Source organism: Pseudomonas sp. 21LCFQ010, from assembly GCF_024129905.1.
Lineage (GTDB): Bacteria > Pseudomonadota > Gammaproteobacteria > Pseudomonadales > Pseudomonadaceae > Aquipseudomonas.
Genome location: NZ_JAMYDZ010000002.1, coordinates 237,056 through 260,174, shown reverse-complemented (window position 1 = coordinate 260,174; position 23,119 = coordinate 237,056). Strand labels below are relative to the sequence as shown.

Genomic DNA, 23,119 nt, shown 5'->3' with positions numbered 1-23,119 from the left:
CAACACCCGGCACCCACTTGTAGCCGGCAGCTCTGCAGGCGGCGCACCTGTTTGCCCAGGCACCTGCGACTCGTGGCGCAATGCCTGACACTGACACCGCTATCGCAATAGCATGCCTGAGCGGTTGTTGCACCTTTGCTGCACGCCTAGAATCCCCCGAACCTCACAGGGAGTCACGCATGTCATTCAGGGTGCTGGTTGTCGGCGGCTACGGCAATTTCGGTTTTATCGTCTGTCGGCATCTGTCCGGTGCGCCGGGCATCGAGCTGTTCGCGGCCGGGCGCGATGCGGCGCGTTTGCACAAGCTGGCAGGCCAATTCCCGCTGCAGACCTGGTGCGGTGACGCCCAGGGGGCAGGGTTTGCCGAGGCGCTGCGTCAGTTGCAGATCAATCTGGTGATCCACACCGGCGGGCCGTTTCAGGGGCAGCCCTACCGGGTCGCCGAGCAGTGCATCGAAGCGGGCGTGCATTACTGCGACCTGGCCGACTGCCGGACCTTCGTCAACGGTATTGATGTGCTCGATGCCCAGGCCAAAGCGGCCGGGGTCGCCGTGCTCAGCGGCTGCAGTTCGGTGCCGAGCCTGTCGGCGGCGTTGCTGGATGAACACCGCCAGCGCTTCAGCCGCATCGACCGGATCGAGCACGGCATTTCCTCGTCCTCGAAGATGCCCGGCCTGGCCACCATCGAGGGCGTCCTGGCTTACGCTGGCCAGCCGATCCTGCAACGCCGCAATGGCCAGCCCCACGCGGTGCCAGGCTGGCTGGGCTTGCAACGCCGGCATTTAGCGGGGCTGGGCTGGCGCTGGCTGGCCAATGTCGATGTACCGGACATGGACCTGTTCGGCGCCCGTTATGGCGCCCGTGAGCTAGTGTTCAAGGCCGGTCCCGGCCTGATGCCCGGCGCCCTGGCCAATGCGCTGCTGGCCCAGGCGCGGCGCATGGGGCTGATCAACGACCCGCTACCCTGGGCGCGGCGCCTGCATCGGCTGGGCACGGCCTGCGAACGGTTCGGTAACGGTCTCAGCGCGCTGTACATCGAGGCCCATGGCGTGGACCACAACAACCTGCCGTTGCGCCTGAATATCCAGCTCACCGCCGCACGCGAGAAAGGCCCGGAAATACCCAGCTGCGCCTCGGTGGCGTTGGCCCGCAAGCTGGCCAACGGTTACCGGCCTGCAGCAGGCGCGCGCCCTTGCCTGGACGAAATCAGCGTGGCCGAGTACCTGGCCGCCATCGACGCACCGAACGATATCCGGCTCAGCGTGCAGTACCAAGGTCCGGCATGACTTACCTGTACCTCAAGTATCTGCACGTCATCGCAGCGATATTTCTGTTCGGTTTCGGTATGGGTTCGTACCTGTACCTGATCGCCGCGCAGCGTACCCGCAACCCTGTGGTCATCGCCTCAGTGGCACAGATGGTGGTGCGCTTTGACACCTGGATCACCACCCCGGCCGGGGTCCTGCAATTGGCCACTGGCCTTGGCATGCTGCACCTGACCGGTCTGTCGATAGCCCAGCCCTGGCTGCGCGATGCGCTGATCGTGTTTGTCGCGGTCGGCCTGTTGTGGCTGCCGGTGCTGGTGCTGCAAAAACGCATGCAGAGCCTGGCCGAACACGCCGCCGAGCGCGGTCTGGCACTGCCGTCGAACTGGAACCGGCTGTACCGGCCATGGCTATGGATGGGCGTGGCGGGGTTCGCCGGGATGTTCGTGATTGTGCTGTTGATGGTGACCAAGCAGGGCTTGTTTTAAAGCATGCCCTCATGGCGCGGGCGGATCGTACTCGTTCACGTGCGGAATGTTTTTCTGTAAGCGCCCCAGCAGGTCGACGAGTGTATCCACCTCCGCGGACGACAGGCCGTCGAGCAACCGGCTCTCGCGCTCCAGCGCGACTTTCAATACCCGATCATGCAAAGCCTTGCCTTCTGGCGTCAGGCTGACGGTATAGCGCCGACCGTCGAGCTTATCCACCTGGCTGGTCGCATAGCCCTGTTGTTCCAGGGCCTGAAGGGATCTGCTGACCGCCCCCTTGTCCAGCCCGATGACCTGGCATACGCGGTTGGCCGTGATGTTGTTCTCCACCGCAAGCATTGAAAGCAAGCGCCACTCGACCACGCCGATACCAAAGTGCTTGCGGTACGTCAGAGAAGCGCCCGTAGCCAGTTTGTTGGCCAAGAAGGTCAGCAACGCCGGAACGTAGCGAACAAGATCAAGCTGAGTGGGTGCAGGCATAAAAATACGAACCTTAAGAATCAAACGTTTCAGGCAAATTGGTTGACACCGCAACTAAATACGCCGATTCTACATTCCACGAACCGTGCGTGCTGATCGCATCATAAGCGACAGCCTGATCCCACAAGAATAAATAACGGGAATCCTCATGAACCACACACCTATCCTGCACCCGCCCTGCGCCACCACGTGAGCTAAGCGCTCAGCCCCTATTGAACATTTTTGTGCCACTTGACTGTGGAGGGAGAAGCCATGCTCCGTGTAAAGGTTAGCCACAAGCACCTTGTGGCCGATGATATCTGCAGCTTCGAGCTGTCCCCCGTCGACGAGCAGATCCTGCCCGCGTTCACCGCAGGCGCCCATATCGATGTCTGGACCCCAGCAGGGACGGTGCGCCAGTACTCGCTCTGCAACCACCCTGAAGAACGCCATCGCTACCTGATTGGTGTCCTGCGTGATCCCCACTCAAGGGGCGGTTCGCAGGCCATGCACGAGCTTGTGCAGGAAGGCCAGGAACTCACCATCAGTGCGCCACGAAATCTTTTTCCACTGTCGCCCGATGGGAAAAAACACCTTCTGATCGCCGGTGGCATTGGCATCACACCCATGCTGGCGATGGCCTATGAGCTGTCCCAGCGCGGCGTTGATTTCGAGTTGCACTACTGCTTTCGCGCCAAAGCAAAAGCCGCGTTTATCGATGTGCTTGAGTCAGCGCCCTTTGCCCGGAACGTGGTGCTGCACGATGACAGCGCCGGCCCGGACGCCGCGTTGAATGCGAGCCTGTTGCTGCAGTCCCCCGTGACTGGCGTTCACCTGTATGTGTGTGGCCCAGGCGGGTTCATGGATTACATCCTGAAGGCCGCCGAAGCTGCGCACTGGCCGCAGGAACAGGTTCATCGGGAGTTCTTCGCCGCCGCACCTGTCGATCAGACCGGCGATCAAGCGTTTGAAGTGGTGCTCGCACGATCGTCCCTCACTTTTCAGATCCCGGCCGACCGCAGCGTCTTCGAAGTGCTTGATGAGGCCGGTATCGAGATACAAAGCTCCTGTGAACAGGGCATCTGCGGCAGCTGTATGACCCAGGTCCTTGAAGGCACGCCCGATCATCGCGACCAGTTCATGACCAAGGCCGAGCATGCATTGAACGACCAGTTCACCCCGTGCTGCTCACGTGCCAAAACACCGCGTCTGGTCCTGGATCTCTGACTTTCCCACTCTAACAACAGCATCGGAAAAGCCTATGAATACCTCAACCAAAGAGCTGGCCTATGAGGTCGGCAAGCAATCCACCCTGCCCAAATTTCCACTCGATCAGTGGTATGTCGCGGCGCTGGGCTGGGAGCTGAAAGACAAACCGGTCGGCCGCACACTGTTGAATAAAGCGGTGGTGCTGTTTCGTACAGCGGACGGGCAAGTCGCTGCTCTGGAAGATCGCTGCTGCCACCGGGCGCTGCCACTCTCCAGCGGCACACTGGAAAGCGGTGGGCTTCGTTGTGGATACCACGGGCTGCTGTTCGATTCTGCAGGCAAGTGCATCGAGATTCCGGGTCAGGAAAAAGTGCCCGGCAAGGCCAAGGTCGCCCTGTTTCATGTCCGCGAGCGTGACCAGATCGTCTGGGTCTGGTTTGGCAGCGAGTCGCACCCGGAGCCGACCTGCGAACCGCCCGAGTACAACGTGCACAGCAGCGGCAAGTATCTGTTTGACGGTGACGTGTACCACTACGACGCGCCCTACCAGCTTATTCACGACAACCTGATGGATCTCAGCCATCTGGGTTATGTGCATCTGAAGACGATTGGTGGCAATGCCAACGTTCATATGCATGCGCAAATGACCGTGCAAAGCGAAGGCGATGTGGTCAAGGTCATCCGTCACATGCCCAACTCGACACCGCCGCCCACCTACTCTGCCGCCTACCCGTTCAAGGGAAACATCGATCGTTGGCAAGAGATCGAGTTTCATGTCAGCCACCTGCGCATCTGGACGGGCGCCGTTGACGCCAACACAGAGTCTCTGCAAGACCCTGAACGCGGCGGATTTCACATGCGTGGGTTCCATGGCGTCACACCCGAGACCGAAAATACAACCCACTATTTCTGGTCGATGGCCACCAACCCCGAAAGCAATCATGCAGAGGTCAAGGCAAAGGTCATCGAACAAACCGCGCTGACCTTTGATGAAGACAAAATCATCATTGAGGCCCAGTACAAGAACATGTGCCGATTCGGCGAACGCCCCATGATCGATATCCATGTCGACGTCGGCGCAAATCGGGCGCGCAAAATCATTGAGCGCCTGCGCCAATCCGACCCGGCATGAGGCCGCTACACCTGCCCCGCCCCCGTCTGCAAGTCCAACGGCAGACTGACTGAAATGAGATGAAAGCAACGCCTTTGTGACTCGTCGAGAAACTGAGGTGCTGGTTAACCCGTGCGTGCTGTTTAAACAACAATAAAAGGTATAGCGCTATGTGTAAGCAATCTTCCCGATTTATCGGGCAGGCTTCGGCCGCCTTGCTTTTGCTCAATTCATTGCCATTGAACAAGGAGGTTTGACGATATGGACAAGTCAATTGGGCAACTAATGGACGAAAAACCCATGGTCAGTTCTCAATGGGGCGTGATCGCTCTTTGCATCCTGATCAACATGCTCGACGGCTTCGACGTGCTGGTAATGGCCTTCACCGCCGCGTCGGTTTCGGCAGACTGGGGACTCAACGGCATCCGCGTCGGCTACCTGCTCAGTGCCGGATTGGTCGGCATGGCAATCGGCTCGTTGTTTATTGCGCCCTGGGCGGACCGGTTCGGCAGACGCCCGCTGATCATGCTCTGCGTGAGCATCGCCGGACTGGGTATGCTCGCCTCCTCTCAAGCAAACAGTTTAGAAACACTCGCCATTCTGCGGCTGATTACGGGCCTTGGCATTGGTGGGGTTCTGGCCAGCAGTTACGTGATTGCCGGCGAATACGCCAACAAAAAATGGCGCGGGCTGGCAATCAGTTTGCAGTCGACGGCCTACGCGCTGGGTGCAACGATTGGCGGGATCATTGCCGCTCAGATCATCCCGACCCAAGGATGGCGCTCGGTGTTTCTGTACGGCGGCATCACCACGCTCTCGACACTGCCGCTGCTGTTTCTCTGGCTTCCAGAGTCACTTGCCTTTCTGACGTCTCGCCAACCGGTCGGCGCCCTGGCCAAGATCAATAAACTGCTGGTACGCGTAAAACTGAACACCATCAGCGCGCTGCCCACCGTTAACGACACCAGCCGTGCGCGCATGCGCGATACGGTAGCCGAATTGTTTTCACCGGCACTGCTGCGTTCAACCTTGCTGATCTGGCTGGCCTTCTTTCTGGTGATGTTCGGCTTCTACTTTGTGCTGAGCTGGACGCCCAGGCTACTGGTCTCGGCCGGCCTCTCCAACGCCCAAGGCATCACGGGCGGTGTACTGCTTAACATGGGCGGCATCGTCGGCACGACCGTCATCGGGCTGCTGGCTGCCCGCTACCCACTGGCTCGCCTGCTGATGCTGTACCTCATCATCAATGCGCTGTTGCTCGCGCTGTTCGTCCAGTTCACCCACAACCTCACACTGGCCTTTGCCGTGGCACTGGCCATCGGCGTATTCGTCAACGGCTGCGTCGCCGGGCTGTATGCCCTTGCCCCGTCTTTCTACAGCGCGTCACAGCGGGTAACAGGCCTGGGCTGGGGAATCGGCATGGGCCGTATCGGGGCCATCCTCTCACCGTTGGTTGCCGGTCACTTGATCGATGCCAACTGGAGCCCGTCGAAGCTCTACATCTTGTTTGCCAGCGCCTTCGTTCTGGCCGCGCTGGTGGTCTGGGGCCTCAAGCGCCGGGCAACGGCGCGCCTGGCACCGGCCAGCGCCAACTGACTGAACTGACAAAAACAAGAAATCAGGATGCTCGCAATGACTAACCGTATGAGTTGCCCCCAGCTGTTGAGCATGGGCGCGCTGGGCGTGTGTGTGTCTTTCTGCGCCGAGGCAGAACTGCTGAAGGATTCAACCGTGACATTAATGTCACGCAACTTTTATCTGGACCGTGATTACAAGGGTGCCACACCGTACGCCGAAGCCAGGGAATGGGCGCAGGGTTTCATCCTCAAGGCCCACTCCGGCTTCACCGAAGGCCCCATTGGGCTGGGCCTGGACCTGACCGGCATGCTGGGTCTGAAGCTCGACTCGTCACCCGACAGAACCGCAACCCAGCTATTGGCCTTTAACCCGCAGACCCGACAGGCGCGTGACGAATACTCAGAGCTGGGGGCGGCACTCAAAGCCAGGGTTTCCAAGACCCAACTCTCGGTAGGCACACAATTTCCCAACCTGCCGGTCCTCACCGGCAGCCCTGCGCGCCTGCTTCCACAAACCTTCCGGGGCGCCTATTTACAGTCAGGTGACATCAAGGATTTATCACTGCATCTGGGGCGAATGGACCGAGTGAACATGCGCGACTCCACGGACTACCAGCCCATCTCGATCGCCTCTCCCAATGGCCGCTTTCGGCCCGGCGCCTCTTCGCAAGAGTTTGATTTCATCGCCGGTGATTACAAGTGGTCCGACGCGCTGACGCTGCGTTACAACTACGCCAAACTCGACAACATCTATCAACAGCATTTTTGGGGGCTTTTGCACACGCTGCCCATCGGTCCGGGCCTGTTGAAAACTGACCTGCGCATTTTTGATAGCCGTGAGGATGGGCGCGCAGAATCTGGCCGGGTGGATAACCGGAGCACCGGGGTGATGTTCACCTACCAGATGGGCGCACACAGCTTCGGCCTGGGTCACATGCGCCAGACCGGTGACACCGCCATGGTCTACCTCGCAGGTGGCGAGCCCAATGTGTTGAGCGACGGGACAATGAGTGCGGACTTCGTCAACCCGAAGGAGCAGACCTGGGCGCTACGCTACGACTACGATTTCGCCGGGCTGGGCATTCCCGGCCTCAGGGCCATGGCGCGCTACCTGCACGGCAGTCACATCAATCTCCCGGCACTCGGGGGGGATGACTTATCGGAGTCGTCCAAGGATTTCGAGCTGTCCTATGCAGTGCAGTCAGGCCCTGTGAAGGGGCTGGCGCTGCGGCTGCGGCAGAATTTCTATCGCAGCGACCTGAGTTCGGCTGCCACGTTCAGAAGTGACAACGAAACCCGCGTGAACATCGATTACACCTGGAAGCTTTGGTAACCATGCGCTGCCATTGGCGCAAGGTCTGACCCACGCCACGACAACCCCCGGCATCAGGCTGGGGATTGTCGCTTTCAAGGTGACAGTAAAACGCTTTTCAGCCGATTTATCCCGTTCAGGTAAATCCTTAATCTGTGCCCAGGTTGAACACAGCGCTGAACACAGCGCACTGACTCAACAACTTACTCAAAACCTCTCAGATAAAGGACTTACCCCATGGCCAACTTCACCTACAACCGCCTGAACAAAGACGACGCCGTAGTACTGCTGATCGACCACCAGACCGGCCTGATCTCGCTGGTGCAGGATTTCTCGCCAAACGAGTTCAAGAACAACGTGCTGGCGCTGGGTGATCTGGCCAAGTTTTTCAACCTGCCGACCATTCTCACCACCAGCTTTGAACAAGGCCCCAATGGCCCGCTGATCCCTGAATTGAAAGAGCAGTTCCCGGATGCGCCGTACATCGCCCGCCCTGGCCAGATCAACGCCTGGGACAACGAAGAGTTTGTCAAAGCGATCAAAGCCACCGGCCGCAAGCAACTGATCATCGCCGGAGTGGTGACTGACGTGTGCGTGACCTTCCCGGCCTTGTCGGCTCTGGCAGAAGGCTTTGATGTGTTCGTGGTGACTGACGCTTCCGGCACCTTCAACGAGACCGTGCAGCAAGCCGCATGGAACCGTATGAGCCAGGCGGGCGCGCAGTTGATGAACTGGTTCTCGGTGGCTTGTGAGCTGCACCGCGACTGGCGCAACGATATCGAAGGCCTGGGTAACCTGCTGAGCCAGCGCATCCCTAACTACCGCAACCTGATGAACAGCTACACCGCGCTGACTTCGCGCTGAGCCGAAGGCCTGCCGGGAACTCAAGCTGACGCTCCCCGGCAGGCCTGCTTTTACGCGACTGGGCGACATATTCCTCTCTGAAATATGCATATCTCTTATTAACTGTTTCAGGAATAAGCGTTTACTTCTATAAGAGCGTTCACCCTCTTGCAGCCCCTGCATCCAACCGAACGCTCAGATGTAAACCATGCATATCGACCTTCGCCAGCTTCGTCACTTTATCGCCCTAGCCGAGCACCGCAGCTTTGTCGCGGCCGCCGCCGCGGTCAATCTGTCGCAGTCGGCGTTCAGTCGCAGCATCCAGGCGCTGGAGCACAGTACGGGGTTTCAACTGGTCGACCGGGCCAGCAAGGAACTGCCGCCGACCCAGCAGGGCCTGGTGGTGCTGGAACATGCCCGGCGGCTGATCCGCGAGGCCCAGGAGCTGAACAACGAGATTGGCCGCCTGAACGGGGCAGAAATCGGCACCCTGCGATTCGGTTGCGGACCGGCGCCGGCCGGGCAGCTGGTGCCCAGGGCCGTAGCGCTGTTCATCGCCGAGTATCCCAAGGCCAAAGTGCATTTTCAGGTGGATAACTGGCAGGACCTCAACCAGCGGTTGATCAGCGAGGACATCGAATTTTTCGTGGCCGACACCCGGCGCTTTGAAGCGGACCCCGATTACCGCATCACCCGCCTGCGTGCACAACGCATGCGCTTTTATTGCCGCGCCGATCACCCCTTGGCGCAGCAGGCATCGGTGACTTGCAAAGAGCTGTTCGGCTATCCGCTGGCCACCACCTTCCGCCCCCCGAACATCCGCAAGTTACTCGCCGAATACAGCGGCCGCCGCGATTTCGTGCCTCAGGTGGAATGCGAGCACACCTACGCGTTGCTCAATGTGGTCCGCCATTCGGATGCCATTGCCATCGGTAATGCAATGAACCCGGAACCGGCCTTGTTCACCGCTGAGTTGCACTGGCTGCAACCGGTGGACCTGCCGCCGCATCTGGAAGAAATGAACACGCGCTACGGCATCGTCAGCCGTAACGCGAGGTCCTTGTCATCGCTGGCCAAGGCGATGATCGGCCTGATCGAAAAGACCGATCTGCACCTGGCCGACCACCTCAGCGGCGTGCCAATGCCGCATGTCGGGGTGTAGATAGGCCCGGCCGGGCCGGGCCTACAAGCATTCACCCGCAGGAGATGCTTATGCCTCAAAGCATTTCAGAAGTCGTAACGCCCGGTCACACCCACGGTCCGCGGTGCGCCCATAAAGCCCGAGTAGCCGCCGTTAGGCTCACTCCACAAGGAGGTGTAGTAGGTCTTGTCGAAGGCGTTCTTCACCCACAGCGACACATCCCACTGACCCTGGCCCCAGTCGCCGCGCAAGCCGGTGGCGAAGTTGGCCACGCCGTAGCCGGGGATCTGCGCATGCACGGAGTCTTCGACGATGCCCACAGCCCGCGAGCGATAGGCGTAGCTGCCGGTCACGTACTGCTCCAGGCCGTTGTCCCAGCCCCACGTGTATTCACCGTTGAAGTTAGCAATCCACTTCGAGGCGCCGACCACCTGATTGCCGCTCAGGTCGCAGGATGCCGGGGCACCGGGACGCAAGCTGACCTCCGGCGGGCACGGTGCATCCTTGTACGACAGATAACGCACGTCGTTGTAAGAGCCGTTGAGGTTGAGGGTCAGGCCGCGCAGCGGCACCACAGTAGCCTCCAGCTCCGCGCCGCGTGAACGCACAGAGCCTGCGTTGGTCAGGTACTGCACGCGGTTGGCTTGGTCGTAAGCGGTGGTCTGGTAGCCGTTGACCTGGGTCCAGAACAGGTTGCCGTTGAGTTGCAGACGGTTGTCCCACAGGGTGCTCTTGACGCCCAGCTCGAGGTTGTTGGCGCGCTCGGCACCGATCAACAGCGAGTCGGCACCGGCAGTCGGTGCGGTGCCAACCGTGAGATTGACGCCGCCAGACTTCTCGCCGTGCGACAGGGTCGCGTAACCCAGCACATCGTCGCTGAACTTGTAGCTCAGGTTGAGCAGCCCCGACGGGCTGATGCTGTACTGGTTAAGATCGCCGGAGTCATAGACACCATACCGACCGTTGCGCGCGGTCAGCGCAGCACCGGTCACCGCCACGCCGCCGGTTGGCGCGCTGCGGTTGACCCAAGCGCTCTTTTCTTCATAGGTGCCGCGAATGCCCGCAGTAAAGTCCAGCTTTGGCGTCAGGTGCCAGGTGCCTTGGCCAAACAGTGCGAAGCTGTTGGTGTCGATATGGCCCTTGGCAACGCTCTCGACATTGGCCAGCGCGCCTGCGGCAGTGCCGTTCCAGACATCGGCCAGCGGGCCGTTGCTGGCCTTGTTGGTGTTGTCCAGGTCCGAGCCATAGTAGTAAGCGCCAAGCACGTAATCGAAGGCACCGCCGGTGGGCGAAGCCAGCCGGATTTCCTGCGACCATTGCTGGCTCTGTACCGAGACACCACCGTTGTAACTGGCCGGCACGTTGATGCCGTCGTCGTTACGCGGGCTGAAATCCCACCAGCGATAGGCGCTGACCGAGGTCAGGGTGAAATCGCTGGGCAACTTCCAGTTGGCTTCCAGTGACAAGCCGCCCTGGTGCACAGTGACCCGCTGGGTGGCGTCGATATTGACCTTGCGATCGCGGCCATTGACCAGAGTGGCGCCGGCAGCGGCAGCCCGCGACTCATAGCGGTTTACGCCATTGATGGTCGGGCCGGTGCTGTACAGCGCGCGGGTGCCGGCACTGGAAGACTCTTCGTTATAGTCGCCGATCAGGCGCAGGTTGAAGTCTTCGCTGGGCTTGTACAGCAACTGACCACGAAAGCCTTCGCGCGAGCCGCCATTGAGGTCATGGCCGTTGTATTCGTTTTTCAGGTCGCCATCGCTACGGCTGCGGTAAGCCGAAAAACGCCCGGCCAGTTCATCACTGAGTGGCCCGGAGATCGTGCCTTTGGTCTGGAAAAAACCGTCTTCAGCCACCGAGGTTTCAATCGTACGTTCCGGGGTAAAGCTCGGCGCCCGAGTGCTGATATTGACCACCCCGGCAGTGGTGTTTTTGCCAAACAGCGTACCTTGCGGGCCGCGCAGCACTTCCAGTTGCTCGATGTCCATCAGGTCGAACACCGCCATGCCGGGGCGGCCCAGATAAACGTTATCGATGTACAACCCGGCACTGCCCTCCAAACCGTCACTGGCCGGGTTGTTACCCAGACCGCGGATCGACACACTGGACTGCCGGGCGTGCATGTAAGCCACGTTCAAGCTTGGGGTCAGTTGTTGCAGGTCCTGAATACGATAAACGCGCTGGCTTTCCAGGGTCTGGCCACTGACCACGCTGATCGGCGTCGGCACGTTCTGCGCACTCTCCTCACGGCGTCTGGCCGTCACGGTCACGGTTTTCAATTGCGCGTCGGCGGCCTGCGAGGTGCCTGCCTGGGGCGGCTCGGCATTGAGCGAGGTCTCGGCGGCATGGGCATATGACCCGCCGGCACAACCCGCCAGCAACAGCGCCAAAGGTAGACGTTTAAGTGGCCAGCGCGGCAGCGGATGAGTCGTTGCGGACGGGTTCATACAGGCTCCTTTCAAGCAATCACACACAAACGGCGACTCGCTCGAATATTCTATTAAGTTATATATTTATTAATTAAAAGATTTCAAATGCATAAGAGCATGCATTTAAAAGGAGTCCATCCAGACTTGGGAAATGCATTTGCCCAATATTTTTAATGTGCAAAATGCATATGCGAAAAGGGCTAATGTTATGCACGCCGCGCATCGTGGATATTCAATAAATGCGCTTGCCGCATAGGCTCGTAACGGCGCAAATAAGCCTTTTTGCAATCGGTGGTGAACCGTGTCCAAACCTGTGCGCAATGTGCTTTACATCATGTGCGACCAACTGCGTCGTGATTACCTGTCCTGTTACGGCCACCCGCATCTGCACACGCCGAACATCGACCGCCTGGCCGCTGCCGGGGTGCGCTTCAGCCGCGCCTACACCCAAGGCACTATTTGTGGCCCCTCACGGATGTCGGCCTATACCGGGCGTTATGTGAGCAGTCATCAAGTGGCGTGGAATGCCGTGCCGTTGCCACTGGATGAGCTGACGATCGGTGACTACCTGCGCCCGACAGGGATTCGCACTGCGCTGGTGGGCAAGACCCACGCCACCCCCAACAGCGACGCACAGCAACGCCTGAACCTGCCGGCAGGCAGCGCGCAGGTGCAGCAACTCGACGAAGTGGGTTTTGAACCCTATGTGCGCCACGACGGCCTGTACCCTGACGACCCGGTATTCACAGAAAAACGCGAGAGCGCGCCTTATACCCACTACCTGCGCGAGCAGGGCTTTGCCGGCGACAACCCGTGGCATGACTGGGCCAACGCGGCCGAAGGCGAAAACGGTGAGCTGCTCAGCGGCTGGAAGATGCGCAATGCGCATCGACCGGCGCGCATTCCCGAACAGTACTCAGAGACGGTGTACACCACCGAACGCGCGATCGACTTCATCGATGAACAAGGCGAGCAACCCTGGTGCCTGCACCTGTCGTACATCAAGCCGCACTGGCCCTATATTGCGCCTGCGCCCTATCACGCACTGTACAGCCATGCGCAAGTGATCGACCCGATCCAGCCGGCCGAACCCAACGATCACCCGGTGTACGCCGCGTTTCGTCAGCATCAAGAGAGCCAGAACTTTTCTCGCGATCAAGTGCGCCTGAATGTGGTGCCGACCTACATGGGCCTGATCAAGCAGATCGACGATCAACTTGGCCGGCTGTTCGAGCACCTGCAAAGCAACGGTCGCTGGGACGACACGCTGATCGTATTCACCAGCGATCACGGCGATTTTCTCGGCGACCACTATCTGGGCGAAAAAGAGTTTCTACTGGAACAGGCGGTGGGCATCCCGCTGATCGTCCGTGACCCACGACCGCAAGCGGATGTGACCCGCGGCACAGTGGATGAGCGCCTGGTAGAAACCATCGACGCCCTGCCGACTTTTTTGCAGGCGTTGGGCCTGCCGGCAGCCGATCACCGCCTGGAGGGCCGCTCATGGATACCGCTGCTGCACGGTGAACAACCCGACTGGCGCCGCTACGCCATCGCCGAGTACGACTACGCCTTCCAGGCCCCGGCCCGCGAACGACTGGGCCAGGCCATCGACCGCTGCCGCATGTACATGGTGCGCAGCGAGCGCTTCAAGTACTTGGCGTACGATGGCTTTCGCCCGCAGTTGTTCGACCTGGAAAACGACCCGCAGGAACTGCACGACCTGGGCAGCGACCCGGCCTATGCCAGCGTGCGCGAACAGCATCAGGGGTATCTGTTCGACTGGCTGCGCGGCCTGAAACGGCGCACCACCATCAGCAACAGCGAAATCGACCTGCGCGGCCAGCGCTTTCGCTATGGCGAGCCGGCCGAACAAAAGCTGGTGCCGATCGGGGTGTGGTAAGCGGCACAACGCTGACCCGCTGGAAGTCAGCGTGCTGGCCAATGCAGGCGCCGCATACCTGTTGCCAGCCACCCATCAAGCGCCGCGTGTGGTGACGCTGCGCTGGCCATGCACACCCACCGGCACTTCACCTTGCAGGGTCACGCGGCGCACGATGCGCGCCTGATCGCCGTAGTCGTCGACGGCGTAGTGTTGGGTCGCGCGGTTATCCCAGATGGCCACGTCGCCCACGCTCCAGCGCCAGCGCACGGTGTTTTCCAGACGAATCACGTGGCTCTGCAGCAACTCAAACAGGTGCACCGAATTGGCCTGTGAATAGCCCTTGATACGTTTGACGAAGTGCCCCAACAGCAACGAGCGCTCGCCACTGAGCGGATGCACACGCACCACCGGGTGCTCGGTCTCGAACACTGTGGAAGTGAAGGTCTTGCGGTACTTCGCCGCCTGCTCTGCAGTGACGTTCGGGCGCGGGTTGGCATAGTCGTACTCGTTGCTGTGCACCGCCCATAGCTGGTCGGCCAGCTCGCGCAGCTCGGGGCTCAGGTCGTTGTAAGCAGCCGCGGCATTGGCCCATACCGTGTCGCCCCCGGACTGCGGAGCCACCACCGAACGCAGGATCGACGCCTTGGGGTAGGCCGCGACGAACGTCACGTCGGTGTGCCAGGAGTTGGCGCGCTGGCCATCGGCGGCGCTCAGTTGCATCAGGTAGCTGGAGCCTTCGCGCACGGGCACCGTCGGGTGTGGCACCGGCTCACCGAGCAGTTTGGCGAACGCTTCCTGGCCTTGGTCGTCTAGGTGGGTCTGGCCACGGAAGAACAGCACCTTATGCTCCAGCAGTGCCTGTTGAATGGCCTCGACCAGCACCGGGTCGAGGGTGTCGCTCAGGGTGACCCCGCGCACTTCGGCACCGATGCGCCCAGCCACCGGCTTGAGGTCGAGTTGATGAGGCACAGGTTGCTTGGCGATTGCGGCATTGCTCATGGTTGATCCCTCAGGGCCGGCAGACAGTGGTCAACGAGGCAGCGAGCTATAGATATGCATAAACGCTATATCTAAAAAACAAACGCTTCGTTGACGGAATAAGAGTCTGCATTTAAAACCTGTCCCCAGCCCGAGGGCCAATACCTTCGACCTATTTTTCAAATGCCGGGAATGCATATGGATCTTCGCCAGTTGCGCTACTTCATCGCGCTCAACGAACACCGCAGCTTTGTCCGTGGTGCCGAAGCCATGGGCATTACCCAGCCGGCATTCAGCCGCAGCATCCAGAGCCTGGAACAGGAATTCGGCTGCGTGCTGGTCGACCGCGCCAGCAAAGACCTGCGCCCGACCCCGGAAGGCCATGTGGTGCTGCAGCACGCCTTGCGCCTGGTCAAGGGCGCCAACCAGCTCACCCGCGAAGTGGCCGAAATGACCAAGCTCGATGCTGGCGAGCTGCAATTCGGTTGCGGCCCGGCACCGGCGGTAAAACTGGTGCCCGATGCGGTCGCCAGCTTCATCAGCGCCTACCCAAGGGTCAAGGTGGGCTTTGAAGTGGACAACTGGGAAAAACTCAGCCGCAGCCTGAGCCGTGAAGAAATCGAGTTCTTCATTGCCGATATCCGCCACTTCGAGTCCGACCCGAACTTCCACACCCAGGCGCTGACACCCAAGCGCGGGGTGTTCTTCTGCCGGCCCGGCCATCCGCTGCTGGCCAAGGACAGCCTGTCGACCAACGATATGTTCGACTACCCGCTGGCTGCCACCCTGCTGCCGCCGGGGTTTCGCAAACTGCTGGCCAGCGCCAGTGGCCGCGACGACTTCAGCCCCGGCATCCAGACCGATCATTTCGCCAGCCTGATGAAAATCGTCCGGCAAACCAACGCCATCGGCATCAGCACCGAAGAGTGTTTTACCGAGGATGTCGCCCCCGGCGAACTGGTCCGCCTGCACTGGCGCAACCTGCCCATCGAACAGATGGGCGTCGGCGCGCGCTGCGGCATCGTCTGCCGCGCAGGCTTTCGCCTGTCACCGGCAGCCAGAGCGATGATCGACACGATTATCAGCCTGGATCAGGTGCACAAGGCGGCTTAGATCATAGGTCCCATTGCCTCGGCACCACGCTGTCGCACAATAAACCCGGCCCCCCGTAGGAGCTGCTTCAGCAGCGAAGCCTTCGCGGCTAAAGCCAATTCTGTTCGATTACGAAAAAAGATGAGACCCCACTCACAACCAGACCACACTTCAGAAACTTCCTACACCATTATCAGGACAAGTTAGCCGCCGGCTGGCCGTCACAAATAGCGAACCATTCAACTGGAGTATCTCGCTATGACTATCACCGGTATCACCTCAACGATCATACCTGCTCACTTGCCTGCCAACCCCGCCGTAACCAGCGCGGAACAGGCAGCGCCCAACCTTGCGCACAGCGTCGAAGACGAAAGACACGCTCGGGCAAAAGCGTTCTACACCCGCGAGGCAGAGCCGTGGCTGAAAGGCTATAACAAGAGCGAAATGACGCCAGAACAAAGCGCGGCAGCCAAGGAAATGTATCTGAGTGAGCTGAAGAGAGATTCAATCGATGCGCTAAAATCTCAGGGTGAGCACTATGGAAAATGCCTCACCGAAGTAGGTATCTACCGGCAGGATCTGGCCAAAAAGAACTTCAGCTATACGCTGGGCGATGATGGAAAAGTCAAACTTCTCGACCCGGAAAACTCGTTCACCGAGCACGAACGTAAATACCTGACATCGCTTTTGAACGAAGACAAAAAATTCACAAATAGCGTGGTCAAGTTCGCCAAACTGGCCATGGAACTTGTTGACCATGATGACAAGGCGTTCGGCGGAAAATACAAGCTGGACCTGCTGAACTTTAAGGACACGGTGGATTACAGAAAACTGATGACGAGCGACTCACAAGACATATACAAAAACCTCATTAGCCAGATTCTTGAAAAGGGCGAGAAGCGCGAAGAGCCGTTGGTGGATGTTGTCGTTTAATCGTGAAGCGGGGCGCTCTGCCGATAAAAATCAGCAGAGCGCCCCTTGACTCATCAGTTTCTGGACCAGTTGATCAGCCAGCGCTTACAGATGTGCCCAAAGTTATAGAGATGGGGTTCTTCAGCTTGAGTCCCAGCCAATAAATTCAACGCTTTGTAATCTCCCACTTCGTACCGTGTGGCCCAGGTATTTCTGCCATTGTTTACATGAAGAAACGGATCAGCATAATACCCGCCTGTACAACCTTCAAATTTCACAAGCTCCAGAATCTTCCCGTTTCTGTCGGATGTATAGTTCGTTGTTTTTCTGTTTTCCTTTTTACCGCTAGGCCTGAAGTCGAAGGCAACCACCCCGCCAGCGAGCGGGTGCCCGGTGCTGTCAGTAAAACTGACATCAAGCATGGCCTCGGTCATGGCCTGAGTGGCAAGAAATCTAGGTTCCGTGCGCCCAATGGGAATGGGTAAAAAGCCTTCTTGGTGATGAAAGTCGTAGCGCATATGCGGAAATGAGCCCAATCCGATCCGATACTCTACCTCATCGAATTGGGCGCCTTCGACGGCCATTACCCTGACTTCAACTTTGGCTCCCGGTGACAGCTTCTGAAATTTCTCGGTCCAGTTCCATCGTTTGACCTTCCATTCCCCAGCATCAATCCGGTATTCCAGCTGCCATAGCTTTCCGTATGTCTGTGCCTCTGAAATTAACAACACGACATCCTGCCCACGTACCGCACTAAAGCTGTAATGATGCACCTCTGACTTACTTCCCAGCGTATTGCTCAGCAAATGAACCTTATCCTCCAGAACCGTCGCCACTGACGCGTCAGTCGTCTGCGGCCCATTCACTTGATCCGCCTGAGCGAATACCTGCATGGCGGTAGCGGCCAATACACCCGCTACCACACTGTTCAAACGTTGTTTATTTATCATTGTAAAGTCTCGTTTGGTTAGTTCGATTAATCCGTGGTTCTTCTGGCATTAACTCCAGAAACGTGACCGACGTAATCACCCGAACACCAAACGTTCAATACCAAATGGAAATTTCAGAACACTCCTACACGCCCTACAATTTTGGAGATTTTGTAGGACCTATACGCGCAAGCCTTGCCACAACTGCATAAATCACAACGCCTTATCCGACACCCACTCACTGACCTTGAACGGCTTGCGCACCAGACGCTGCTCCGCCGCCAGGTCTACCGACTTCTGCAAGCTGGCAAGAAATTCAGGGTCAAGACGCGGATCGAAGCGCACGCTCAGGTCCAGGCCCGTGAGGTCGTCCTGCAAAACCGCCTGGGGGTAGTTGGCCAGTTCCGCAACCAGTGCAATGTAGGCCTGGCGGTTGCTCTCCTGTTGCAGCCAGTGCAGCGCCTGGGCGTTGGCCTTGAGCAGTTTGTCGATGGCCTGTGGATGCGCATCGATAAACGGCCCGTAGCCCAGCAGCACGCTCTGGATGCTGCCGGCCCCGCCCAGATCCAGCGTGTTGAGCGGGATTTCGGCAAGGCCGCGTTCACGCAGCGAGTTCAATGACGCCGAGCCCCAGGTCGCGTCGATCTGCCTGGCGCCGAGGGCGGCGACGGCAGCGTTGATGTCCAGGTTGATGACCTTCAGGTCTTTTTCCTTGAGTCCCTGGCTGGCCAGTGCAGCGGCGAACGACAGCTGGTAGGCGGTGCCGCGAAAGATTGCCACACGCTTGCCCTTGAGGTCTGCCAGGGTCTTGATCCCGGAGTCCGGTGCGACTGCCAGGTACTGCTTGATACCCCGCCCGGTGGCGCTGAGCAAGCGGGTGTCCAGACCATTGGCCTTGCCGATGATCGCCGCCAGATCGCCCAGGTAGGCGACATCTACCTGACCGTTGGCCAGCGCTTCGTTGATGGCCGGGCCTGCGCCTTTGAAGAAATTCCACTGCACCTTGATGCCGTCGGCGGCAAACGCCTGCTCCAGCAGTTGCTGGCTGCGCAGCACGTCGGTGACACCCGTACCGCTTTTCTGCGGGCCGGCACTCAGGTCCGGGACTGCGATGCGGATTTCCTTGAGTTCGGCTGCGTTGACGATGCCTGCGGCACACGCCAACAGGCCGGCCAGCAGCGGCGCAGCGAAACGGAGGGCAAAACGGGGAAGTGAGAGATTCATGCGAGGCTCCTGGCGCATCTGAAGATGGGCGCCAGTCAGGCATACATCGCACCTAAAATAAAATACTAAAAAATGATCTTTTAGTAACTTTAAAGAATATTAGGTCTGTAACCCTTGTGCTTGCTGGGCCATGCACATCTCGCATGAAAAATATTCCGGGAATGCATTGGCTGCAATTGCCCAAGACGGTATTAATGGCAGCCTTTATCCCATATTTGAATCAAATTAATTTTTTATATTCATTTAAAGAATAAGCAAATAAGCATTGGTTTGCGACGGAGAGCCTGATGACCCGTGATGCCACCCTCCCCTTACCGCCCGCCGCACTGCGCCCCAATGGTCGCGCAGTGGTGCTGCTGGCACGCCTGCAGGGCTGGTATGTGCCAATCCTGATTTTCGCTTTGTGGTGGGTTGCCAGCCGCGAGCACTGGATGAGCGAACAGATCCTGCCCGAGCCTGCACTGGTCTGGCAGAGCGCGCTGGAACTGGCCAGTGGCGAGATCTGGGTCAACCTGGGCATCAGCCTGCAACGCCTGGCCTTCGGTCTGCTGGCAGGCATCGGCAGCGGTGCCCTGCTGGGTGCCTGGCTGGGCTCCAGCCCACGGGCTGAACGGCTGATCCTGCCGACCTTCAGCGCCCTGGCACAGATCCCGACCCTGGCGTGGATTCCGCTGTTCATGGTGTTCTTCGGCATTGGCGAGGTGCTCAAGCTGGTGGTGCTGATCAAGGCCATCGTGGTGCCGGTGACCCTGCATACCCTGGTCGGTGTGCGCGATGCACAGCCGCGCTTGCTTGACATCCTCCCCGCCCTAAAGAGCGGGGATTCCTACAGCTAGACGGCGATGCCCCGCCGCAAGAATGTTCCGGGCCGCGTTTACATCACGGTCGTGGGCTGTACCGCAGCACACGCAGGTCCATTCTCTTATTCGCAAACCGGCTCTACCTTTCGGACTGCTGGTGGAAATGCTTCCACAGCACGAGCAGGTCTGGGTGGTATAGCGCTCGGCTACAACCTCAAAGACAACGCCTGCCCGTTGGCATTTCTGCTCCAGCATTGTCTTGAGTTGGCCCCATCCTGCATCAAGCGTGGATTTGGCCATTTGAGTCTTTACGAGTTTGGCGCTGGCTACATCGCCAACGAAAATGGCGGCGCAGCGCTCAACCAGGGCGGTTGAGAACTTGTGTTGCGCATCCTTGCGCCGGTTCCTGATCCTGGCATGGAGGGCGCGAACACGTGCCCTCTTGCCAGCACGCTGAGCGATGCCCAGCTTCTGCTCCAGGGTGCGATATTCGCGCCCGACCAACACCTGGCCCTCAGACGTTGTAGCTGCCGCTTTAAGGCCCAGGTCGATGCCAATGGTGGCAGTGCCGATGCACGGCTTGCTCTCAATCTGCACGCAGATATTGAGATACCAGCGCCCCCTGGAATCTTCACTGAAACTTCCGGCCCGCAGGGCGTACTGGCTTAAACCGTAGCTGTCCCACAGGCCAAACCTGAACCCGGCGAACTGAATCTGACCGTTCTTGTATTGCAAGGCACGAGCCTTGAATGGAATCCAGCCCAGGCTGTATTTGGAGCTGCTCCTGCTGGACACCCGCCAATTGAGCCTGGAACGCTTGAACTGCTTGCGGGCCTTGGCGTAGTCCTCGCAAACCTGCTGCACGGTGGGCGAGCCGATCTGCACGCCGTCGCATTTGCTTAATCCATTGGTCATCTTTTGCAGGTCAAAACCGGAGAGCCACTGGTGGCGTTCCCGGATGGCGCGATGACTCGTTTCATTGCAGTAGTTCCACACCAGATTGACCTCACGCGCCATCGCAAGCAGCGTTTTCGCGTGCTTGTCTTTGATTCGGAGCTTGAGGGTCTTGGTGTGGTTCATGGCATGAATTATGGTTTGGTCTTTCAAGCTATGGGTGGCGTTGTCGAATCGGGTGGCTTCACTCAGAGGGTATCATCCAGACTGCTGCGTAAGCAGCTCGGGGGTTTCCACCCCTGGCTCAAGCGAAGGGGTGTCCTCTGGTCGCCATCCTACCTCGCTTCTAGCTGCGGCGGTGCGCCGATTGAAATCCTGCGCCAATACATCGAAGAACAGCAGACTCCCAACCAGGACGCCTGCGGCGTCCGCGCTCTCGACCTCGGGCTAAACCCCGAGGCTTCTCGCGCATATGGTGATTCTCAACGCTTGGCAGGGTTCAGCAAAGGTTCAGCGGCTGCGCTCAAGCATCTGTGCAACGCGGCTCGCCAGCAGGTCGAGGCTGAAGGGTTTGCTCAACAGTTGCATGTGCAGGCCGAGAAAATCGCCACGATTGATCGCGCTCTCGGCGTAACCGGTGAGAAACAGCACGGGCAATCGGGCATGCAACTGCTGGACGATTTCCGCCAGTTGCCGGCCATTCATGCCCGGCAGGCCAACGTCAGTGATCAGCAGGTCCAGTGCCGTCATGCTGTCGAGCAGGCGCAAGGCCTCCTCAGCATGCTGCGCGACCACCACCTGATAACCCAGCTCCTGCAAAACTTCCTGATTGATCAGGCGCACCGAGTCGTCGTCTTCGACCAGCAGAATGGTCTGGCCATGGCCTGGCACCGCCACGCTGCTCAATACCTCGTTTTGCGGTTCATGATTGGGGCATTGCGGCAGACTTATCGTTACCCGGGTGCCCTGGCCCTCGTGACTGTCGATGACCAGCCGACCACGGCTCTGGGTGGCGAAGCCGTAGACCATCGACAGCCCCAGCCCGGTGCCCTGACCGATGGGTTTGGTGGTGAAAAACGGCTCCAGTACCTTGTCGAGCAAGCGCTTGGGGATGCCCACGCCGGTGTCGCTTATTTCAATGCGCACCTCACCCTCGGACAGTCGGGTTGCGATGCTTAACAGGCCACCGTGGGGCATCGCATCGCGGGCGTTGATCACCAGATTGAGCACGGCATTTTCCAGCTGGTTGGCATCGGCCAGCACCCAGGGATCTTCGCTGCACAATTGGAAATCGACCCGTGTCTGTTCGGTCAGCATGCCTTGCAGCAATTGCCGCAGGGCGATGATCAGGGCATTGACCTGCAGGGGTTTGGCATCCAGCGATTGCCGCCTGGAGAACGCCAGCAGCCGCTGGGTCAGGGAGGCTGCACGCTGCGCAGAGTCGTAGGCGGCGTCCATGAAGCGCTCGACGCCGTCAATCCGGCCCTTGCCCAGCCGTAGACGAATCAGGTCCAGGGCGCTGATGACCCCGGTGAGCATGTTGTTGAAGTCGTGGGCGATACCGCCAGTCAACTGGCCGACCGCTTCCATTTTCAGCGACTGGCGCAGTTGCTCTTCGGCCTTGGCGCGCTCGCCGCTCTCGGCCTTGAGTTGTTCGATGGCGTTGTTGAGCGCCACAGTGCGGGCCTGGACCTGGATTTCCAGTTCATCGTTGAAGCGCCGCAGGGCCAGTTCGGCCTGCTTTTGCGCGTTGATATCGACAATCACCGAGGCCGCACCGATGATCTGCCGCGCCTCGCCATACAGTGGAATGGCGCTGACCCGCATCCACGATTCGCTGCCATCTTCCAGGGTGTGACGAAAATCGATGCCGTTGACCGGCACGCCGCGCAGGGCCTGGGCGCCAGGGAACATATGCGGCTCGATACGTCGGCCGGCGGCGTCGAAACCCAGCCAACGCACAGCGTTTTTCGCCGAGCGTGACGGGATAACGTCATCAGGTACATAGCGGTGATACAACGGGTTGCGGATCAGGCTCTGGCCTTGCGCGTCCATGAAACAGACCCCGACCGGGATGTTCTCCAGCAGCGTATGCAGGCGCCCACGCTCACCGGCCAGCTCTGCCAGGCGATCACGCATCTGGTATTGCCGCTCGCGGCCACGCCAGGCGGCGGCCACTACGCTGCGCAGGGTCACCAGGCTCAGCGGACGCTCGATCACCATCGCATTGGCGATCCAGGCCGGCAGATCAAGCAACGTGGCCGATTTGCCAGACGAGAGCAGGATGACCGGAATTTCCGACCAGTCGGGCTGGCCTTGCAGGGCCGCCGCGAGGGCTGCCACATCGCCCTGTAATGCCTGTTCGCTGAGCAACAGCACACCGGTCCCGACACCGATCCGCGCGGCCGCCGCAGCGGCACTGTCGTGCAGCTCCAGCTCATAACGCTCGGCAAACAGCGTGCGCAGGTCGGCGGCCTCGACCGGGTCAGGGGCACAGATCAACAGGCGCGTAGCCTGTCCGGTTTCACAGACCAAGCGAGAGGTCCTCCATGCACTGCACCTCAAAAA

The 23,119-nt window shown here is 59.5% G+C and carries 18 protein-coding genes and 2 pseudogenes; 13 read left to right on the top strand and 7 right to left on the bottom strand.

Features of this window, described 5'->3' with window-relative positions; translation table 11 throughout:
- Nucleotides 1–179 precede the first annotated feature (179 nt).
- Nucleotides 180–1,286, top strand: a complete 1,107-nt coding sequence (locus tag NJC38_RS03960) for a saccharopine dehydrogenase (protein WP_253111712.1) — start codon at nucleotides 180–182, stop codon at nucleotides 1,284–1,286.
- Nucleotides 1,283–1,753: a DUF2269 domain-containing protein gene (locus NJC38_RS03955; RefSeq protein WP_253111711.1), complete on the top strand. Its 471-nt coding sequence runs from the start codon at nucleotides 1,283–1,285 to the stop codon at nucleotides 1,751–1,753. The genes NJC38_RS03960 and NJC38_RS03955 overlap by 4 nt, the downstream gene beginning before the upstream one ends.
- A gap of 9 nt (nucleotides 1,754–1,762) precedes the next feature.
- Here the strand turns inward: NJC38_RS03955 and NJC38_RS03950 are convergent, their stop codons facing one another.
- Nucleotides 1,763–2,233 carry a MarR family winged helix-turn-helix transcriptional regulator gene (locus NJC38_RS03950; RefSeq protein WP_045483260.1) on the bottom strand — a complete coding sequence of 157 codons (471 nt, stop codon included), beginning with the start codon at nucleotides 2,231–2,233 and terminating at the stop codon, nucleotides 1,763–1,765.
- A gap of 252 nt (nucleotides 2,234–2,485) precedes the next feature.
- Here NJC38_RS03950 and NJC38_RS03945 point away from each other — a divergent pair, with 252 nt between their 5' ends.
- From NJC38_RS03945 to NJC38_RS03920, 6 genes are all read left to right on the top strand, one after another.
- Nucleotides 2,486–3,439, top strand: coding sequence for a PDR/VanB family oxidoreductase (locus NJC38_RS03945; protein ID WP_253111858.1), 954 nt, complete (start codon nucleotides 2,486–2,488; stop codon nucleotides 3,437–3,439).
- Between the two features lie 34 nt (nucleotides 3,440–3,473).
- Nucleotides 3,474–4,553, top strand: a complete 1,080-nt coding sequence (locus tag NJC38_RS03940; protein ID WP_045483266.1) for an aromatic ring-hydroxylating dioxygenase subunit alpha — start codon at nucleotides 3,474–3,476, stop codon at nucleotides 4,551–4,553.
- A 240-nt stretch (nucleotides 4,554–4,793) separates the two neighbouring features.
- On the top strand, nucleotides 4,794–6,128 hold the full coding sequence (locus tag NJC38_RS03935) for an MFS transporter (protein ID WP_253111710.1): 1,335 nt from the start codon (nucleotides 4,794–4,796) through the stop codon (nucleotides 6,126–6,128).
- A gap of 72 nt (nucleotides 6,129–6,200) precedes the next feature.
- Nucleotides 6,201–7,442 carry an OprD family porin gene (locus NJC38_RS03930; RefSeq protein ID WP_253111709.1) on the top strand — a complete coding sequence of 414 codons (1,242 nt, stop codon included), beginning with the start codon at nucleotides 6,201–6,203 and terminating at the stop codon, nucleotides 7,440–7,442.
- Nucleotides 7,443–7,658: 216 nt separating this feature from the next.
- Nucleotides 7,659–8,285 carry an isochorismate family cysteine hydrolase YcaC gene (gene ycaC / locus NJC38_RS03925; protein WP_045483275.1) on the top strand — a complete coding sequence of 209 codons (627 nt, stop codon included), beginning with the start codon at nucleotides 7,659–7,661 and terminating at the stop codon, nucleotides 8,283–8,285.
- 187 nt (nucleotides 8,286–8,472) lie between these two features.
- Entirely contained in the window at nucleotides 8,473–9,426 is a 954-nt protein-coding gene (locus NJC38_RS03920; protein WP_253111708.1) for a LysR family transcriptional regulator, read from the top strand.
- A gap of 65 nt (nucleotides 9,427–9,491) precedes the next feature.
- On the opposite strand, the gene NJC38_RS03915 is transcribed toward NJC38_RS03920, so the two are convergent.
- Nucleotides 9,492–11,855, bottom strand: coding sequence for a TonB-dependent receptor (locus tag NJC38_RS03915; protein WP_045483280.1), 2,364 nt, complete (start codon nucleotides 11,853–11,855; stop codon nucleotides 9,492–9,494).
- Between the two features lie 283 nt (nucleotides 11,856–12,138).
- Here NJC38_RS03915 and NJC38_RS03910 point away from each other — a divergent pair, with 283 nt between their 5' ends.
- Nucleotides 12,139–13,740 carry a sulfatase-like hydrolase/transferase gene (locus NJC38_RS03910; RefSeq protein WP_366855439.1) on the top strand — a complete coding sequence of 534 codons (1,602 nt, stop codon included), beginning with the start codon at nucleotides 12,139–12,141 and terminating at the stop codon, nucleotides 13,738–13,740.
- A gap of 75 nt (nucleotides 13,741–13,815) precedes the next feature.
- Here NJC38_RS03910 and NJC38_RS03905 read toward each other — a convergent pair whose 3' ends face one another.
- Nucleotides 13,816–14,721: a TauD/TfdA family dioxygenase gene (locus NJC38_RS03905; RefSeq protein WP_045483286.1), complete on the bottom strand. Its 906-nt coding sequence runs from the start codon at nucleotides 14,719–14,721 to the stop codon at nucleotides 13,816–13,818.
- 177 nt (nucleotides 14,722–14,898) lie between these two features.
- Between NJC38_RS03905 and NJC38_RS03900 the strand changes: the two genes are divergently transcribed.
- Nucleotides 14,899–15,813 carry a LysR family transcriptional regulator gene (locus tag NJC38_RS03900; RefSeq protein ID WP_253111707.1) on the top strand — a complete coding sequence of 305 codons (915 nt, stop codon included), beginning with the start codon at nucleotides 14,899–14,901 and terminating at the stop codon, nucleotides 15,811–15,813.
- 237 nt (nucleotides 15,814–16,050) lie between these two features.
- The gene (locus NJC38_RS03895) at nucleotides 16,051–16,725 is read left to right on the top strand and encodes a hypothetical protein (protein WP_253111706.1); all 675 of its coding nucleotides are present in this window, start codon (nucleotides 16,051–16,053) and stop codon (nucleotides 16,723–16,725) included.
- A gap of 53 nt (nucleotides 16,726–16,778) precedes the next feature.
- Here NJC38_RS03895 and NJC38_RS03890 read toward each other — a convergent pair whose 3' ends face one another.
- Together NJC38_RS03890 and NJC38_RS03885 are read right to left on the bottom strand one after the other, a co-directional pair.
- On the bottom strand, nucleotides 16,779–17,654 hold the full coding sequence (locus NJC38_RS03890; RefSeq protein ID WP_253111705.1) for a hypothetical protein: 876 nt from the start codon (nucleotides 17,652–17,654) through the stop codon (nucleotides 16,779–16,781).
- A gap of 192 nt (nucleotides 17,655–17,846) precedes the next feature.
- A complete protein-coding gene (locus tag NJC38_RS03885; protein WP_253111704.1) occupies nucleotides 17,847–18,857 on the bottom strand; it encodes an ABC transporter substrate-binding protein in 1,011 nt (336 codons plus the stop codon).
- 287 nt (nucleotides 18,858–19,144) lie between these two features.
- Here NJC38_RS03885 and NJC38_RS03880 point away from each other — a divergent pair.
- Nucleotides 19,145–19,648 (top strand): annotated as a pseudogene (locus NJC38_RS03880) (ABC transporter permease); the annotation flags it as partial.
- 18 nt (nucleotides 19,649–19,666) lie between these two features.
- Here NJC38_RS03880 and NJC38_RS03875 read toward each other — a convergent pair.
- Nucleotides 19,667–20,737: a transposase gene (locus tag NJC38_RS03875; protein ID WP_253111703.1), complete on the bottom strand. Its 1,071-nt coding sequence runs from the start codon at nucleotides 20,735–20,737 to the stop codon at nucleotides 19,667–19,669.
- Between the two features lie 63 nt (nucleotides 20,738–20,800).
- On the opposite strand from NJC38_RS03875, the pseudogene NJC38_RS03870 reads away from it, so the two are divergent.
- Nucleotides 20,801–20,962, top strand: a pseudogene (locus tag NJC38_RS03870) (transposase); the annotation flags it as partial.
- Nucleotides 20,963–21,061: 99 nt separating this feature from the next.
- Here the strand turns inward: NJC38_RS03870 and NJC38_RS03865 are convergent.
- Nucleotides 21,062–23,086 carry an ATP-binding protein gene (locus tag NJC38_RS03865; RefSeq protein WP_253111702.1) on the bottom strand — a complete coding sequence of 675 codons (2,025 nt, stop codon included), beginning with the start codon at nucleotides 23,084–23,086 and terminating at the stop codon, nucleotides 21,062–21,064.
- Nucleotides 23,087–23,119: the final 33 nt, after the last annotated feature.